Raw genomic sequence first — 17,095 nt, 5'->3', positions numbered from 1 at the left:
GCCTCAAATTAAACAAGCATCCTAAGATGAATTTAATAATAGAATGAAGCTACTGTATGCTGACTTGAGAATTTAATCAAACCTCTCGGCAATTCATCTAGGCTTAACGATTTGATAATGAATTATAAAAAAACGCTAGAACTAAAATATTCACTAAGCTTATTCAAACTTTATCAACTTCTCGTTGTTGTTTTAAGTGTTCTAATCCGGCATAAATGTGTTGCTGAATCTGCTCACGAAAATCTGCTAATTGTTCAGCATTTTCAATATGCATTAAATTTTGCCGTGGCATAAACTGAAAATAAAAAGGTAAGCGTTTTGGAATCAGGTTTTTAGGTAAGGACGGAATCACATCGCCATGCCGGAGTAATTTATCCAGTTGAGGTACTTTCAACAGCTTTTGAAACCATTGACTTTCAACAATCTGATTTGCATCAAAACCGAGTTCAAAGACTTCATCGCCCCCCAAAGCTGCAAATGGAACAATGTCGTAGTTAAATTCTTGCGCCAGTTTTAAGAAACCATAACGCTGCTTCCAGATCAGCTGATAGGCCTCGCCTTTTCTTTTTAACACTTCCCGACCGCCGCCCGGAAAGACCAGGATCGAATAACCCTGCTGCATCGCGGCACGGATATATTCTTTATTACCGTCGACTGCACCAAATTTTTTAAACAGGGTGCGCCAGCCTGGCAAATAAAAATGACCATGATCAGCAATACTGACCACAGCCACTTTATGTTGGTTATACAGGTAATCAATCAGGATCGGTGAATCAAATATCCCATATAAAGTGTGATTACCGACATACATTGCAGGTTTGGATGCATCAATATGTTCAGCACCGAAAAAGCTGGGTGTGAAATACTGTTTGGACAACGCACTTAGGCGTTTGATCCATTTGGCATCATGCTCAACCTGCAATATATTGTTCCTTATGCAACAACGTGTTTTTGCACAAGAATCGAACCAACAGAATAACCCGCACCAAATGAGCAAAGTACGCCGTACTCGCCATCATTCACTTCATCTGCAGTACGGTGTAAAGCAATAATCACACCTGCAGAAGATGTATTGGCAAACTCATCCAAAATAATCGGCACCAGTGCACGATCTGCATCTTTACCGACTACATATTTTAAAATGAGGTCATTCATGCTGGCATTGGCTTGGTGCAACCAAAAACGTTTGACCTTGGTTGGTGCAATCTCATTTTTCTCAAGTTGCTTGGTAATGATTTTCGCAACCAGCGGACAAACTTCCTTAAAGACTTTACGACCGTCTTGGCGGAACAGTTTGTCATCTGCAACCGCATCTTCACTACGGTTCAAGTAACCGAAGTTGTTGCGAATGTTGTTTGAGAATTGGGTAAATAAATGCGTATCTACAATTTCAAAACCGGTTTTAGCAGTGGTATCTTCAATAATTGACGCGGTTGCAACATCACCAAAAATAAAGTGACAGTCACGTGAACGGAAATCGGTATGGCCCGAAGTAATTTCCACATTTACCAGCAATACACGACGTGCGCCAGTTTTGATGGCATCAGCAGCCTGTTTTAAGCCAAATGTCGCCGCAGAACATGCCACATTCATGTCATAGGCATAGCCTTCAATGCCCAAAGCCGTTTGAATCTCAATCGCTACAGCAGGATAAGCACGCTGGATGTTTGAACATGATAGAATCACCACATCGATATCTTCGGCAGTGACACCGGCATTTTCCATTGCCTGTTTAGCCGCAGTCACGCCCCATTCCGCTTGAATGGAAAGTTCATCATTGCTGCGTTCACGCAAATGCGGATGAAGACGTTTTGGATCTAGGATACCTGACTTTTCAGCAACATAACGACTTTTAACACCGGATGCTTTTTCAATAAATTCTGCATTTGAACCGCGACGCGCTTCAATTTCACCGGCTGCGATTTTGTCAGCATTGTCGTGGTTAAACTGTTCCACATAAGCATTTAAACTTGCCACTAATTCTTCATTGCTAATGGCTTCTTCTGGATGATAAAGACCAGTACCTGTAATACGAATGCCCATGTAAAACTCCTGTTAATATCCCGCTATGTTAACTGATGCCTAACAGATCCCATACTTTTTGCAATCTGGTTGGAGAAATCGGCATCTTTGTTTTCATTGGCTGTGAGAACAGATTAATGCGAAATTCTTCAATCATGAAGTACAGTTCTTTCAGGCGAGCGTCATTTTTAAACTTAAATAATTTTTCCATCCATGGGTCAACTTGATCAATGGCAGAATTGTCCCTTTGTAGGTTATTTGGCAAGCGCTCCAAACGCAAGACCAACGCCTTTAAATAACGTGGGAATTCCTGCCATATGTCCGAAGATTTCACATACACAAAGTCGGAAAGATTCATCAAATCAAGCTGATCCTCAATGTCATCGATATTTTTCCCAAACAGAGAATCGTCTAAAACCAACAATTTCCGACGAATATCCTGCCACTGGATATAAATATCACTGAGTATCAATAATGCCTCTTGCCCATGCGTTAGGAAAGATTTTTTTACATTTAAAATCAAGTTTTGAAACTCTTCAGCATTGACAGGAAGCTCATTTATTGTCATCTGCAGTGTGGCATAAACTAACATCTGCTCAAGTTTAGCCTTGTCACCCAGCGGTGAATAGGCCAAAGCCAAGGGTTTTGAAATCTGTTTTTTAAGCTGACGAATCAGATCTCCCAACTGCATATAAACCAGACGAATCACTCCTTCGCGGTGCTGACGAATCGCTTCAGCCTGATCATTAAAGGTTTGGATCACCACACCCGATTCATCTTTCGCATCGAGTTGTGCAAATGCTTTGGTTGGCACTAAAGCTTGATATTGCTTAACAATCACCCCTGTCACTTTTTGCGAGGCTTCAAAAGTAAAATTATCCGGGAAGGTTTTAAACTCGCCCTTAAGCTGTTTCACCGGACTATGCGTTTCGGTACGGCAACGTGCTTTAAGTTCAGCCAGATCGCGGCCTTTTTCAAGCACCCGACCTTTTTCATCTATGACTTTAATGAATGGCAACAAGTACTGATCCACCCGATCAAAGGAGAAATCTTTAGCCGTAATTTGCTCGCCACGTAACTGAAAAGCTAAATAACTGAAAATGTGCTCACGTAAATGTACCGCATCAATCCCGTTCATCAGCTTACGCGCAGTATCTGGAATCGGCACCAGATTACGACGTTTATCTTTAGGCAGTGATTTTAACAATGCTTCAATCAAATCCTGACGCCAGCCCGGTATGCCCCACGACCAGATATTTTCATCCACCTGCGGCAATGCCTGTACCGGAATTTTAACCGTGGCTCCATCTTCATCATGGCTTGGGTCAAAGCGATAGCTCGCTGCCAGACGTAAAGAACCGTTGTGCAGATAATCAGGAAATTGCTGTGTTGTTGGACGGTCATTCATCCACAACGCATCATCATCGACAAATAAATAACGCGGACTTTGCGGCTCAACCGTTGCACGCCAGTCTTCAAAGGTTCGTCGGCTGGCGACCTCTTCAGGGACCTTGGATGCATAGAACTGATAGATGGTTTCTTCATCGACCACCAGATCACGACGACGCAGCTTATCTTCCACACGCTCCACTTCTTCAAGCTTGAGCAAATTATGCTTTAAAAATGGTGGTGTAATACCTAAGTGACCTGTGGTTAAGGCATCTCGCAGGAAAATCTCATGTGCTGCCGGCTGATCGACCTTTTCATAGTTCATCAAACGTTTCGGTACAATAATTAAACCAAACAATGAAATCTGGTCATAACAATTGACGATGCCGGCTTTCTTCGACCAATGCGGCTCAAAATAGTGATGTTTCAGCAAATCACGCGCTGCCAGCAAAATCCATTCAGGTTCAATTTTCGCCAAAGTCCGCAAATACACTTGAGAGGTTTCCACCATCTCAAAAGCCATTACCCAGGATGCACCCGCCTTATGCAAAGTCGATGCCGGAAAAATGCGGGCTTTTTGCTGACGCACTGCCATATAGACATTTTTTTCATCGGTTTTATTGGCAATAAACGAAAGCAAACCGGTCAATAACGCACGGTGCAAGTTTTCATAACTGGCTTTTTTCTCATTAAATGAAAGCTTTAACCCTTGAGCCAATTCAGTCAATTGTTCGTGAGTTTTTTTCCATTCACGTAAACGTAACCAGCTTAAAAAGTGCTGACGGGCAAAATTACGCCGTTTGTTTTCATTCATTGAAGTACGGTTATTCTGCAAGGTTTCCCATAACTTGATGTAAAACAAAAAGTCAGAATCGCCTTCCTTAAATAACGCATGTTTTTGATCGGCTTGAGTTTGCTTATCTGCAGGGCGTTCACGCGGATCTTGTACTGCCAGTGCTGCAACAATAATCAGAACTTCATTCAGCACACCAAAATGTGCACCACCTAAAATCATACGGGCCAAACGCGGGTCAATCGGCATCTTCGCCATTTGCTGACCGATTTTGGTTAGTCCGCCTTGTGTTGCTACATTCTTAGAAACACTAGATTTTGAAGATAATTTTCCTTCTTCAACTTTAGCAGAGTTTTTCTCATGCATTGCCCCAAGCTCAATCAGCAGCTTGCGACCGTCATTCACAAGACGATGATCCGGTGGCTCAATAAAGTCAAAACTTTCCAAATCACCCAGATTCAAACTTTGCATCTGCAAAATGACCGAGGCTAAATTGGTACGCTTGATTTCTGGCTCGGTAAACTCAGGTCGGCTCAGGAAATCATCTTCTGAATAAAGTCGAATACAGACACCCGGTGCAATACGACCACAACGGCCTTTACGCTGGTTGGCTGCCGCTTGAGACACCGCTTCAATCGGTAAACGTTGCACACGTGAACGATAGCTATAACGTGAAATACGCGCAAAACCGCTGTCAATCACATAACGGATATTCGGTACGGTTAAAGCGGTTTCTGCCACATTGGTGGCAATAATAATACGTCGTCCACTGCCACCCGGATTAAAAATTCTTTGCTGTTCAGCCAAAGCTAAGCGTGCATATAAGGGTAAAATCTCGGTATGCCGTGGACCATGCTTTTGCAAGGTTTCCTGCAGTTCGCGAATTTCCTGTTCGGTACTGGCAAAAATCAGGATATCGGCATGTTCCGGATGACCTTTTTCCTGCGCATCCTGAAAACACTCATTGACCGCTTGAACCACTGCACGGGGCAGGTTCTCTTCAAAGTCATCAAACTCATCGTCATCACTACCACCAATGGTCATTTCTGAAATTGGGCGGTAACGAAGTTCTACCGGGAAACTGCGCCCTTCGACTTCAAAAATTGGGGCATCAAAAAAGTAACTGCTAAAACGGTTTACATCTAGGGTTGCTGAAGTAATGATGACTTTTAAATCACGACGCTTAGGCAAAAGCTGTTTTAAATAGCCCATGATAAAGTCGATATTGAGTGAACGCTCATGTGCTTCATCAATAATAATCGTGTCGTATTTGGTGAGGAAGCGGTCATTAGCCAATTCCGCCAGCAAAATACCATCCGTCATTAAACGGACAATAGAATCTTGCGAACCTTGTTCATTAAAGCGGATTTTAAAACCAATCGATTCACCCAGCTTTTCACCGACTTCTTCAGCAATACGTTGCGATACGCTACGTGCAGCCAGTCGTCGTGGTTGGGTATGTCCAATCATTCCGGTTAAACCACGCCCGGCCAGCATGGCAATTTGCGGTAACTGCGTCGTTTTACCCGAACCGGTTTCCCCGGCCACAATAATCACCTGATGCTGTTGAATTGCTGCAATCAGCTTGTCTTTATATTGTGTAACCGGCAGGTCTTGGTTCAGTTTGATGTTCGGGACACGTGACAGACGCTCACGAACTTTATGATTGGATTTTTCTAATAATTCCTGATATTGCTTTTCATTGGCATCTTTACCTTTGCGTAGTCGATTTAAACGATGACGGTCACGTGCCATGACCCATTGATCTACATTTAAATGACTTAACACAGATAATTTATCCCAAAACAAAAAATTGAACTGAATATTTTACGCTGTAACGCTCCAGAGAGAAAGACAGTGCAATGTTTATTGAGGAAGTTTGATGTAAAGAATCTTCAAAACCATAAAAAATAGATCACCAACTACGCTAAAATCTTCTTGGATAGCCGCTAAAATCCGCTTGTATAACAAGAATTATGCTATTCATAATCCTTAAAAATGTTTATATATTTCCTTTTATAGTGATTAATCATCTTAAAAATGATTCATTCTGCAAAAAGAAATTTAATTTAAAAAATTTACCCTTGAATTTTAGCCCTTGAGCCTTCATCTTGTTAGGCAAGCTGAAAAACTGATGTTTTGTCATTCAGTTCTTTTTATATGGCTGAAGAGATAAAGGAATCAGATTTGGTGAAATGGTGGGCTTTATCTTAGTTAATTCGGTTTTTCCGATTTCAATTATGTAAAAATACTGTTTCAGCAATAACAAAAAATTCGTTATTCTTTTGGATATCAAATACAAACCTCAATCATGGAGACAATGATGAGCTTAATTAATACAGAAGTTAAACCATTTAAAGCAACTGCATTCCAAAATGGTCAATTTATTGAAGTAACTGAAGCTGATCTTAAAGGCAAATGGTCTGTAGTATTCTTCTACCCAGCTGACTTCACTTTTGTTTGCCCAACTGAACTTGGTGATCTTGCAGACAACTACGCTGAATTCCAAAAATTAGGCGTTGAAATCTACTCAGTTTCTACTGACACTCACTTCACTCACAAAGCTTGGCATGATTCTTCAGAAGAAATCAAAAAAATCCAATATGTAATGGTGGGTGATGCGAACTGGACGCTTGCTAAAAACTTCGACGTATTAATCGAAGCTGACGGCCTTGCAGATCGTGGTACTTTCGTTATCGATCCAGAAGGTAAAATCCAAATCGTTGAAATCAACGCTGGTGGTGTTGGCCGTGATGCTTCAGAACTTCTTCGTAAAGTTAAAGCAGCTCAATACGTTCACGCTCATCCAGGTGAAGTTTGCCCAGCTAAATGGAAAGAAGGCGACGCAACTCTTGCTCCTTCAATCGACCTAGTTGGTAAAATCTAATTCGTTTTAGATTGAACTGATTCAAAAAACCACGCTTTTTAGCGTGGTTTTTTATGGACGATATTTTATGGACTATATAAAACGTTAAATATTCAATTTATCAGCTCAATTAAAAGCTTCATAACTGTTGATATAACAGCATTCTTTTATTAGATATATTACAATTTTGCTATACATGCCCTGATCTTTTTATCTTAGTTTCAAACTATGCAGTCAACACCATGCTGTATGATTGAACTAAACAATAAGGAGCGCTTATGGGAACAATGCTTGTCGTCACTTCTTATAAATACAATGCATCTTCACGTTATTTGAAAATTTTTTATAACAACGGATCAGGCGAGTTGTATCATCCGGTTCCTGAATTTATCTATAATAATTTGTTGCGCTGTAATGATAAAACCGCTTTTGTACATAAATACTTGGAATACGATGTCCAATTCACCCGTATTTCAATTCAGTAATCTAAGTCAGATTCAGTAATATAAGTCAGATACGCTAAATCAGGGCAATTTCCCTGATTTATGATTTAAAGTCTAGCGATATGCTGATCTTATTTTATTTATAGCAAATCATAAACAAACCTGCGCCTATAGACAGCGTCATGGTGATAAAACGCCCATCATTTTTGACCAGTTCAATAAAGCTTTTCACTTCTGCCGCGTGAGAGATGACATTATCGACAATCAAAATCCCGCCTTGTAACTGAATCATATTTTGCAGATACGTCCAGTAACCGACATACGCATCGCGTTCGGCATCTAATAAAATAAAGTCATATTGATCGGTACACTTTTCCAGAAATTTTTGCGCATCGCCTACCCAGAAATCAATCACCTCATCTAATCCCAACTCTTGAGCATATTGTTGTGCTTGAGCTGTGCGTGATGGATCTATTTCAATTGTAGTTACCTGTCCTTGAGTGGTTTGCGCGGCATTTGCCAGCCATAAAGTTGAATAGCCTGTCGAAGTACCAATTTCTAAAATTGATTTCGATTGCTGGATACGAATTTGCATCGCCAAAAATAATGCAGAATCAGGTTCAATATTTCGATAACGCTGAATACGCTCATGTTGTAACGCATCAAATTTGATAAAACTTTGATACAGCTCTTGCATGCGTTGTTGAAAAGTCAAACTCATGCTCATAGCAGATGTCCCTATCTTTACCGGTTATTCTGAGTCTAACTTATCTATGCCAGAAATCTAGATTCAAGACGTTTTTTGAATCAATTTAAATCGCGGAAGGGTTTGACCATCCGCAAGGGTGACCGTTTCCTGAAACATCTCTAAAGGACGCACCCACATGGAATAATCACCATATAGGCATTGATACACCACAAGCTTTTCACGCGTTTCACTATGGGTTGCCACATGAAACACCTGGTATAAATTGCCTTTATAATGTTGATAAATCCCAGATTTAAGGTTCATTACTTGTTACCTCTTAAAATACTTGCGCTCATCATAATCAAAATTTCTGCTAGTCATGACACAAATCTGTTTCTTTGCCTAAAATATCCAATAAATACTTGAATATTCACATTAAACCCTCATCTTTAGTGTAGAAAGTTAAGTCAAGTAAATATTCGCACAATCTATTTATCCGATTATTTATATTAAAATGAATTGTTTTACCTATTTAATAATTTGCACTAATATAGCTTTATTAAATAAACATTTACTCCCTTGGAGACGTTAGCCATGTTAGACCAAAACACTTCAGCGCAACTTAAAACCTTATTACAACGTCTGGAAAGCCCGATTGAACTGGTGGCATCTCTCGATTCATCTGACAAATCGGACAAGATCAAGGAACTAGTGACTGAGGTTGCGGCATTGTCGGATCAGGTCACTGCCCGTTTTGACGGCAGCAACAAGCGTACCCCAAGCTTCGGGATTGCCAAAGTCGGTGAACAGCCGCGCGTGAACTTTGCCGGCTTGCCGATGGGACATGAATTTACCTCTTTGATCCTGGCATTGCTGCAGGTTTCCGGTTATGCACCGAAAGTCTCTGATGAAGTGCTGGCTCAAATCAAGGGCTTGAATTTAAGCTCTGACTTTGACGTGTTCGTATCCTTAAGCTGCCATAACTGTCCGGACGTGGTGCAAGCCTTAAACCTGATTGCGATCAACAATCCGGGTACAACCGCGACCATGATTGACGGGGCCTTTTTCCAGGACGAAGTGGAAGAGCGCAAAATCATGGCGGTTCCAATGCTGTTCCAGAATGGCGAGCACATTGGTCAGGGCCGTATGACGCTGGAAGAAATTGTGGCCAAACTGGATTCAGGCTCATCTGCCAAAGAGGCTGAAAAACTCAATGCCAAAGGCGCATTCGATGTACTGGTGATTGGCGGTGGCCCTGCAGGCAACACAGCTGCGATCTATGCGGCACGTAAGGGCATTCAAACCGGGATTGTAGCTGAACGCTTCGGTGGTCAGGTCATGGATACCATGGACATTGAAAACTACACTTCAGTACAAAAGACTCAAGGTCCAAAATTTGCCGCTGAAATGGAAGCGCATGTGCGTGCTTATGATGTCGACATCATGAACCTGCAAAAAGTGGCTGCCATTAAAGGTGCCGATGAAACCGCCAACGGTCTGGTTGAAGTGACTTTGGAAAATGGCGCGAAGTTAGAATCAAAAACCATTATCCTTTCTACCGGTGCACGCTGGAGAGAAATGAATGTTCCGGGTGAGCAGGAATATAAAACCCGTGGTGTGGCGTACTGCCCGCACTGTGACGGTCCATTATTCAAAGGCAAACGTGTTGCAGTGATTGGTGGCGGCAACTCGGGTGTGGAAGCAGCGATTGACCTTGCGGGTATTGTCGAGCATGTGACTTTAGTTGAATTTGATACCAAACTGCGTGCCGACCAGGTATTGCAAGACAAACTCAACAGCTTGCCGAATACCACGGTGATTATGAATGCACTTTCTACAGAAGTGGTCGGTGACGGTTCACAGGTGACTGCACTGAAATATAAAGACCGTGCCACTGATGAAATTAAAACTGTTGAACTTGCCGGGATCTTTGTACAGATCGGTCTGTTGCCAAACACCGATTTCCTGAAAGCATCTAAAGTGGAATTAAGCAACCGCGGCGAAATCGTGATTAACGAGCGCAACGAAACCAGCGTCAAGGGTGTGTTTGCTGCAGGTGACTGTACTACGGTGCCGTACAAACAGATCATCATTGCCACAGGTGAAGGTGCGAAAGCATCGCTTTCAGCATTCGATTACATTATCCGTTCTGGGCAATAATTGCATTATCCAAGCAATTAACTTTGGATAAAATAAACATAGGCTTATATCTATCTGTAGATATAAGCCTTTTTTTTAACTCAAGTTTTTTCACCAAACGTTACATTTAATTAACAATTTTAGAGCGTTATTTAGACGACTTTTCGATTATATTCGCTTTATCCCATCTTTTCTTTATGGGTAAAACAATTAGAAGGATAGATGAAAATGAATAAATTACTTGTTGCTTTAGGTCTTGCTGCTACTGTTGCTTTAGTTGGTTGTAACAAAGACAAGGCGCCTGAAACAGGTGCAACGACTGGTGAACATTTAGAAGGCGCTGCTAATCAGGCAGGTCATGATATTTCTAATACAACTTCTGAAGCAGCGAATGACACTGCAACAGCAATGGATAATGCAGCTGATGCCACTGCAGAAGCCGCAAATACTGCTGCTGACCGTGCCGAAAATGCTGCAGAGGATGCCAAAGAAGCAGCGAAAGATGCGACTGCAGCAACTGCCGGTGCTGTAGAAAATGGCGCTGCTAACGTTAAAGAAAGAGCTCAACAATAAGTGTAACTGTTGAACTAAAAAAGCTCCTGATCAGGAGCTTTTTTATTTTCCAATCTTGTTTATTTTTCCAATCTTGCTTTTAGCTTTCAATTTCCTATATGGTTGAAGTGCCAATACTTTTTAAGAGCATGTTTAGATGTCATATTCTCATCATAGCGAACAACATTATATTCATAGAACAGGTTGGCTTCGCGCAGCAGTACTGGGTGCAAATGATGGGATTATTTCAGTCACCAGTTTAATCATGGGGATGGCCGCCAGCGGTGCTTCAACCCAAACCTTATTGGTCACTTGTGTAGCAGGCCTGATTTCAGGGGCAAGCTCCATGGCCGCAGGGGAATATATTTCTGTCAAGTCACAAGTCGATATTGAAAAAGCGGATTTACATATGGAAGCACGTGAGCTAGAGCGTAATCCGGGCCATGAACTGAAAGAACTGACTCAAATTTATGTCATGCGAGGCTTAAAACCTGAACTTGCCCATGAAGTTGCAGTGCAACTGACGGCGAATAATGCTTTAGAGGCGCATGCCCGTGATGAGATTGGCATTCATGAAAATACAGCTGCCAATCCACTACAAGCAGCAGGTTCTTCTGCCCTTGCCTTTGCACTGGGTGCCCTATTCCCCATGTTCTCGATTTTAATTAGTCCCGAACAATATGTGGCAAACACCGTCATGATCGTTGGAATTCTATCGCTGGCTGCACTGGGTGCGTTATCTAGTCATTTCGCTGGTACTTCAATGCTCAAGGGCAGTTTACGGGTGACACTATGGGGAATTCTTGCCATGATATTTTCCAGCGCGATTGGTTCTTTATTTAATGTCTCTACATTTTAATTGATTTATTATGATTTTAATCAATATAACAAATCAGTTATTCTCAATTAAATTACTTATAATCTATAAGTTTTAATACTATGTATACGTGAATAATCGATTAAAATATCACTATTCATTTATTTAATTTTATACTCCCATGACTGTTATCGCTGCAAAATCTGATCGATCTAATCTATCGATCTGGGTTGCTCTTTTTCTATTATTGGTGGGTACACTCGGTGCCTATCAAGTGGTTGGGCTGAATCAAGCCTTATTGTTCCTGGTTGGCGGTGCCTTGGGCATGACGCTTTATCATGCTTCATTTGGTTTTACATCCAGCTGGCGTGTTTTTATTAAAGAACGTCGTGGTCGTGGCTTGCGTGCACAAATGATTATGCTGGGTCTTGCGGTATTGCTATTCTTCCCGGCTTTAGGCGCAGGCGAGTTATTTGGCAATCCTGTCAGAGGCAATGTCAGCCCTGTTTCCATGTCCGTGATGATTGGTGCTTTTATCTTTGGTATAGGCATGCAATTAGGCGGCGGTTGTGCATCCGGTACGCTCTACACCGTAGGCGGTGGCAGCGCCCGCATGATCGTAACGCTGATTTTCTTCTGCCTCGGCTCTCTAATTGCAACCACGCATTTAGACTGGTGGTTTAACCTGCCTCATCTTGCACCTATTTCCATTGTTTCAAGCTTGGGCGTTATTCCTGCACTCATTATCAGTTTTGTCCTGTTTGCTGGGATTGCATTTGCAACCATTCATTTTGAGAAAAAACGTCATGGTTCACTTGAAGCTGAACCTCAAGCGCAAACCCAAGGTTTGAAACGTTTCTTGCGTGGTCCATGGCCGTTGGTCTGGGGCGGAATTATTTTAACCTTGCTCAACTTTGCCACCTTGGCTTTAGCCGGTCGTCCTTGGGGTGTAACTTCTGCACTGGCAGTTTGGGCGGCAAAATCTGCGAGTTTGATGGGTGTGGATGTTGCTTCTTGGGCTTATTGGCAACAACCCGCCAATGCTAAAGCCTTAGCTGAATCATTGTGGTTCGATATAACGTCGATGATGAACTTCGGCATTATGCTGGGTGCATTGTTGGCAGCAAGTCTGGCCGGTAAATTTGCGCCTAACCTGAACATTCCAAAACGCTCACTGATTGCTGCGGTTATTGGCGGTTTACTCTTAGGTTACGGCGCGCGTTTGGCCTATGGCTGTAATATCGGCGCTTACTTCAGCGGTATTGCCTCAGGCAGTTTACATGGCTGGTTGTGGCTGATTTTCGCCTTTATCGGCAATAGCATTGGTGTCAAACTTCGTCCGATTTTCTTCCCGGGTGAACGTCCACAACCTGAAAAATTAACTGGTTGTTAAAGCCCGTTTAAGATTATAAAAAGCCCATCAAGTGATGGGCTTTTTATACATTTTATTTTTAGTATTTAGTTTAAAGCGGCTTTTAAATTACAGCCAAAGCCCATTATTTCCTGAGCCTGACGGTATGTGGTATAGCGATTTAAAATAAAATCATAAAACTGATCGGCATTTGCAAAACTTTTTTCCAAGTCTTCAGCTTGCATATTGGGTAACTGAACTTGTCCGATTAAATTCAGGTTTTGATTGCCCAAATGATACATCTCGGCAAAATATCCATTCATCATTTCACAATAGGCCTGTTTGACCGGTTTTAATGAGGTCCGGCTCACTGCATTCTGATCCAGTGTCTTGAGCTGATTGACATCCAGTACAGACTGATCTGAAAAGGCAATATTATTGGTTTTTTTAAATGCCTGATAATCTTTTGATAACTGTTGATTTAAAGTCTCGAAACGCTGTTGCAAACTTGCGGCATCTTGAACTTTGTATTGCTGAGGATCAACTGGGGCTTTATGCTGTTCAGAGCTTGAACATGCTGAAAATAATAAACTTGAAATTAAAGTCGCACAAATTAACGGCTTGATCATAACTTGCCTAATAGTCACCTTATACAGCACAACATTATGCCTGAAATATCCAGTTAAATTGACTTTTCATTCATATAGCGCCAATAGCGTTTTGGTACATATTGAATGTGCAATTTCATGTTTTGCCGTGCTTCAATATTGACACTGCGGAAATAATCTTTCCACAGCTGATCATACAGCCATTCTTGCTCGTCCAGTTCTACGCTAAAAGATTGGCTAAAACCAGTCGCAAGATTGGCATCCACCTCACAGGCATTCATTTCAACTTGATGAACCTTTTGCAAGTCATAATAAATGCCATAGTTACGCTTTTCATCATAAATCAGCCAGGCCTGGTCCTGATAACGCGCTTTAAAATGCCGTTCAATCAACGGCAGAACATTAAAATCCGGTCGAACCAGACTTAAAAACAAACCATTCTGACATTTCTTAAAACGTACAAATGCTTCCATACGATGCTTTTCACGCCCGACCTGCTTGGTCCACTGGGCCAAAGCCAGAACATCGGGATGCCCATAATTTTCATCCACCTTATATTTATGCTGAAAAATATACAGGCAATAATTAAACAAGTGCTGATAAGCGGCTTGATTTTCAGATAGAAAAGTATAGTAAAAATTGCGCTGACTCTGAGCCGAGGTTCTTTGCCGTAGTCCTTGCCAGACGCGCTGTGCCTGCTCATCATTTGAAGCCACCTGAATAAAATCATCAAATAGTCCCTTTTGGGCATGCGCATCACTGCTGACATAAACCTGAAAATCTTTAAATTGAAAGGCACGAAATACACAGCTCAGCAAACCGGTCATACTGCCATCAAAGCAATAGGTTGCCATCAGAAACCAAAACCTAACTGCGGGGAAAGTTGCTGAGTATATTTTGACTGTCCCGACTGTAGAATTTGATGACGAATCTGGCTCGGTAACTGGTCTTTGATGAATTTTGGCGTATCGGCACAGCGGATAAAATGCTGCGCGCGGTTATATGCCACCCCGATACGTTTTAATTGATCGATATGAATTTGACCAAAACGACGGGCCTGGACAATTTTTTTTGCAGATCGCACACCAATTCCTGGCACCCGTAAAATCATCCGATAATCAGCACGGTTTAAGTCGACAGGAAATTGCTCCGGATGACGCAATGCCCAACCCAGTTTTGGGTCGACATCTAAATCCAGGTTCGGATGCTTTTCATCGACCAGTTCAATCGCATCAAAACCGTAAAAACGCATTAACCAGTCACTCTGGTATAAACGGTTTTCCCTGAGTAAAGGCGGCGCAGATCCAACCGCAGGCAAGGCTTTTTCTTGTTCATTAATCGGAATATAGCCGGAATAATAGACGCGCTTAAGTTTAAATTCCTTGTAATGACGATCCGCCATTAAAATAATGTCCTGATCGGTTTCACTATATGCCCCCACCACCATTTGTGTAGTTTGCCCTGCTGGAACAAACTTAGGAACGGAGCGTATGAGCTTGCCTTCATCTTTAAATTGAATTAAACGGTCACGTACAATACCCAAATCTTTTTGCACTTCTGCATGGTTTTTTTCCGGCGCAAACTTTTGCAAGCCAGCTTCAGTCGGCATCTCCAGATTAATACTCATCCGGTCTACATATAAACCCGCTTCGGTAATGATTTCCTGTGATGCTCCAGGAATGGTTTTTAGATGAATATAACCGTTAAAATTTTCTTCCAGGCGTAATTTTTTCACCACTTGCAGCATACGTTCCATGGTGTAATCTGCCGATTTAAAAATACCGGAACTTAAAAATAAGCCTTCAATATAATTGCGGCGATAAAAGTTCATGGTCAAATCAACCACTTCCTGCACGGTAAAGGCAGCCCTTTTCACATCATTGGAACGCCGTGACACACAGTAAGAACAGTCAAAAATACAGACATTGGAAAACAGGATTTTTAATAAAGATACACAGCGCCCATCTTCGGTATAGCTGTGGCAAATCCCGGAACCGGTATTGCCCAAGCCCTTGTGCTTATTTTTACGGTTACTGCCACTTGAGGAGCACGACACATCATACTTGGCAGCATCGGCTAAAATTTGCAGTTTTTCACGGATCCGTTCAGACATGAGCAGGCAGCATTTGATGATAAAAACACATTATAAATTTTAATTTTATAACGCGATGTTCACTAATCTTGAACGCGACAAAGACTGACGTTTCGTTTTGACGTTTTATTTTTAAGCTGGCTACCAAAGACCTATCTTATTTCGCCAGAAAATAACGAATATGATTTGCTTAATCTGGATGGCTTGGGCAAAGTAATATGCATGAGGAGGAGGAGCCGAATATGACTTTATTAGAACAACTCGAGATTAAACATCCTATTTTCCTGGCCCCGATGGCTGGGGTTTCTACTCCAGAACTGGCGGCTGAAGTTTCCAATCAAGGCGGCTTGGGTTCACTCGGTTTGGGCGCAAGTTCTGTTGAAGCAGCACGTCAACAAATTTTAGAAACTCAGGCATTGACCCACCAGCCTTTTCAGGTAAATTTCTTTTGCCATCAAAGTCTAGAACTCGACCATGATGCCGCAAAGCAATGGATTCAATATTTGGCACCGCAATTTAAGAAATATGATGCTGTGCCGCCCACAGAATTAAAATGCATTTATCCCAGCTTTCTAGATCATGACGACTATTTAAACCTGGTTTTAGAAACCCGACCTAAGGCCGTCAGTTTTCACTTTGGTATTCCCCATCCCCATCAAATTCAAGCTTTAAAACAAGCGGGCATTATCACTATGGTTTCGGCAACCAATCTGGCTGAAGCGCTTGAAATTGAAGCTGCCGGCATAGATGTGATTATTGCTCAAGGCATTGAGGCGGGTGGACATCGCGGGATTTTTAACGAAACTTTTGACAGTGCTGTTAAAACCTCAGACTTGGTTCAATTGCTCAAACAGTCTTGCCGCTTGCCTATTGTGGCTGCTGGCGGGATTATGAATGGACAGCAAGCCCAGTTATTAATCAAGTTAGGTGCAGCAGCCGTTCAACTGGGGACTGCTTTCGTACAATGCAAAAGTTCCAATGCCAATGCCGCGTATCGAAAAGCCCTGTTTAGCAAACCGATTACCCAAATTAGCGCCAGTATTTCTGGCCGACCTGCCCGTGGCCTGATTAATCACTGGCATACCCAAATCGATCGTCCTGAACGACCGGCTGTTGCGACCTACCCCTATTGCTATGACTTGGGCAAACAACTCAATGCCGCGGCAACAGCGCAAGGCGATTATGGTTTTGCTGCATTCTGGGCAGGAACCAATGTGGCTCAGATTCGAGAAATAGAAGCTCCCGATTTAATTAACCAGCTGGTTCTGGAAATGAGCCAAGCCTAATCAAATCGGCAAAAAACCTCTCCACGTGGAGAGGTTTTTTCTAGGCAAA

The 17,095-nt window shown here is 42.1% G+C and carries 15 protein-coding genes; 7 read left to right on the top strand and 8 right to left on the bottom strand.

All coding sequences use genetic code 11. The features are described from left to right. Window positions 1–163 precede the first annotated feature (163 nt). The 3 genes from ACU0NF_RS00250 to hrpA are packed head-to-tail and all read right to left on the bottom strand — an operon-like array spanning window position 164 to window position 5,959. Window positions 164–922 (bottom strand): lysophospholipid acyltransferase family protein, encoded by a 759-nt coding sequence (locus ACU0NF_RS00250; protein WP_445659740.1) that lies wholly within the window; start codon window positions 920–922, stop codon window positions 164–166. 11 nt (window positions 923–933) lie between these two features. Then, window positions 934–2,043, bottom strand: a complete 1,110-nt coding sequence (locus tag ACU0NF_RS00245) for a beta-ketoacyl-ACP synthase III (protein WP_445659739.1) — start codon at window positions 2,041–2,043, stop codon at window positions 934–936. A gap of 28 nt (window positions 2,044–2,071) precedes the next feature. Beyond that, complete coding sequence (hrpA, locus tag ACU0NF_RS00240) at window positions 2,072–5,959, bottom strand: ATP-dependent RNA helicase HrpA (protein WP_445659875.1); 3,888 nt, start codon at window positions 5,957–5,959, stop codon at window positions 2,072–2,074. A 568-nt stretch (window positions 5,960–6,527) separates the two neighbouring features. On the opposite strand from hrpA, the gene ahpC reads away from it, so the two are divergent. Further along, a complete protein-coding gene (gene ahpC, locus ACU0NF_RS00235) occupies window positions 6,528–7,091 on the top strand; it encodes an alkyl hydroperoxide reductase subunit C (protein WP_131215921.1) in 564 nt (187 codons plus the stop codon). 257 nt (window positions 7,092–7,348) lie between these two features. Beyond that, window positions 7,349–7,555 carry a KTSC domain-containing protein gene (locus ACU0NF_RS00230; protein WP_131267327.1) on the top strand — a complete coding sequence of 69 codons (207 nt, stop codon included), beginning with the start codon at window positions 7,349–7,351 and terminating at the stop codon, window positions 7,553–7,555. A 94-nt stretch (window positions 7,556–7,649) separates the two neighbouring features. Here ACU0NF_RS00230 and ACU0NF_RS00225 read toward each other — a convergent pair whose 3' ends face one another. Then, window positions 7,650–8,240 (bottom strand): O-methyltransferase, encoded by a 591-nt coding sequence (locus tag ACU0NF_RS00225; protein ID WP_445659738.1) that lies wholly within the window; start codon window positions 8,238–8,240, stop codon window positions 7,650–7,652. Between the two features lie 63 nt (window positions 8,241–8,303). Continuing rightward, the gene (locus tag ACU0NF_RS00220) at window positions 8,304–8,525 is read right to left on the bottom strand and encodes a DUF1653 domain-containing protein (protein WP_202736866.1); all 222 of its coding nucleotides are present in this window, start codon (window positions 8,523–8,525) and stop codon (window positions 8,304–8,306) included. Window positions 8,526–8,795: 270 nt separating this feature from the next. On the opposite strand from ACU0NF_RS00220, the gene ahpF reads away from it, so the two are divergent. The 4 genes from ahpF to ACU0NF_RS00200 all read left to right on the top strand — a co-directional run bounded on the left by ahpF (window position 8,796) and on the right by ACU0NF_RS00200 (window position 13,102). Further along, window positions 8,796–10,361 carry an alkyl hydroperoxide reductase subunit F gene (gene ahpF / locus ACU0NF_RS00215; RefSeq protein WP_445659737.1) on the top strand — a complete coding sequence of 522 codons (1,566 nt, stop codon included), beginning with the start codon at window positions 8,796–8,798 and terminating at the stop codon, window positions 10,359–10,361. Window positions 10,362–10,568: 207 nt separating this feature from the next. After that, complete coding sequence (locus tag ACU0NF_RS00210) at window positions 10,569–10,913, top strand: hypothetical protein (RefSeq protein WP_131267331.1); 345 nt, start codon at window positions 10,569–10,571, stop codon at window positions 10,911–10,913. Between the two features lie 136 nt (window positions 10,914–11,049). Next, window positions 11,050–11,751, top strand: a complete 702-nt coding sequence (locus tag ACU0NF_RS00205; RefSeq protein ID WP_445659736.1) for a VIT1/CCC1 transporter family protein — start codon at window positions 11,050–11,052, stop codon at window positions 11,749–11,751. Window positions 11,752–11,890: 139 nt separating this feature from the next. After that, window positions 11,891–13,102 carry a YeeE/YedE family protein gene (locus ACU0NF_RS00200; RefSeq protein ID WP_445659735.1) on the top strand — a complete coding sequence of 404 codons (1,212 nt, stop codon included), beginning with the start codon at window positions 11,891–11,893 and terminating at the stop codon, window positions 13,100–13,102. A 65-nt stretch (window positions 13,103–13,167) separates the two neighbouring features. On the opposite strand, the gene ACU0NF_RS00195 is transcribed toward ACU0NF_RS00200, so the two are convergent. The 3 genes from ACU0NF_RS00195 to ACU0NF_RS00185 are packed head-to-tail and all read right to left on the bottom strand — an operon-like array spanning window position 13,168 to window position 15,781. After that, entirely contained in the window at window positions 13,168–13,689 is a 522-nt protein-coding gene (locus ACU0NF_RS00195; RefSeq protein WP_445659734.1) for a hypothetical protein, read from the bottom strand. A gap of 53 nt (window positions 13,690–13,742) precedes the next feature. Continuing rightward, entirely contained in the window at window positions 13,743–14,522 is a 780-nt protein-coding gene (locus ACU0NF_RS00190; RefSeq protein ID WP_445659733.1) for a TIGR03915 family putative DNA repair protein, read from the bottom strand. Further along, complete coding sequence (locus ACU0NF_RS00185) at window positions 14,522–15,781, bottom strand: putative DNA modification/repair radical SAM protein (RefSeq protein WP_445659732.1); 1,260 nt, start codon at window positions 15,779–15,781, stop codon at window positions 14,522–14,524. Before ACU0NF_RS00185 ends, ACU0NF_RS00190 begins: the two co-directional genes overlap by 1 nt. Before the next feature lie 221 nt (window positions 15,782–16,002). Between ACU0NF_RS00185 and ACU0NF_RS00180 the strand changes: the two genes are divergently transcribed. Beyond that, on the top strand, window positions 16,003–17,046 hold the full coding sequence (locus tag ACU0NF_RS00180; protein WP_445659731.1) for an NAD(P)H-dependent flavin oxidoreductase: 1,044 nt from the start codon (window positions 16,003–16,005) through the stop codon (window positions 17,044–17,046). Window positions 17,047–17,095: the final 49 nt, after the last annotated feature.

Source organism: Acinetobacter sp. F16, assembly GCF_052712855.1.
Note: the sequence above shows the minus strand (reverse complement) of the source record. Positions and strands in the feature narration are given on the sequence as shown.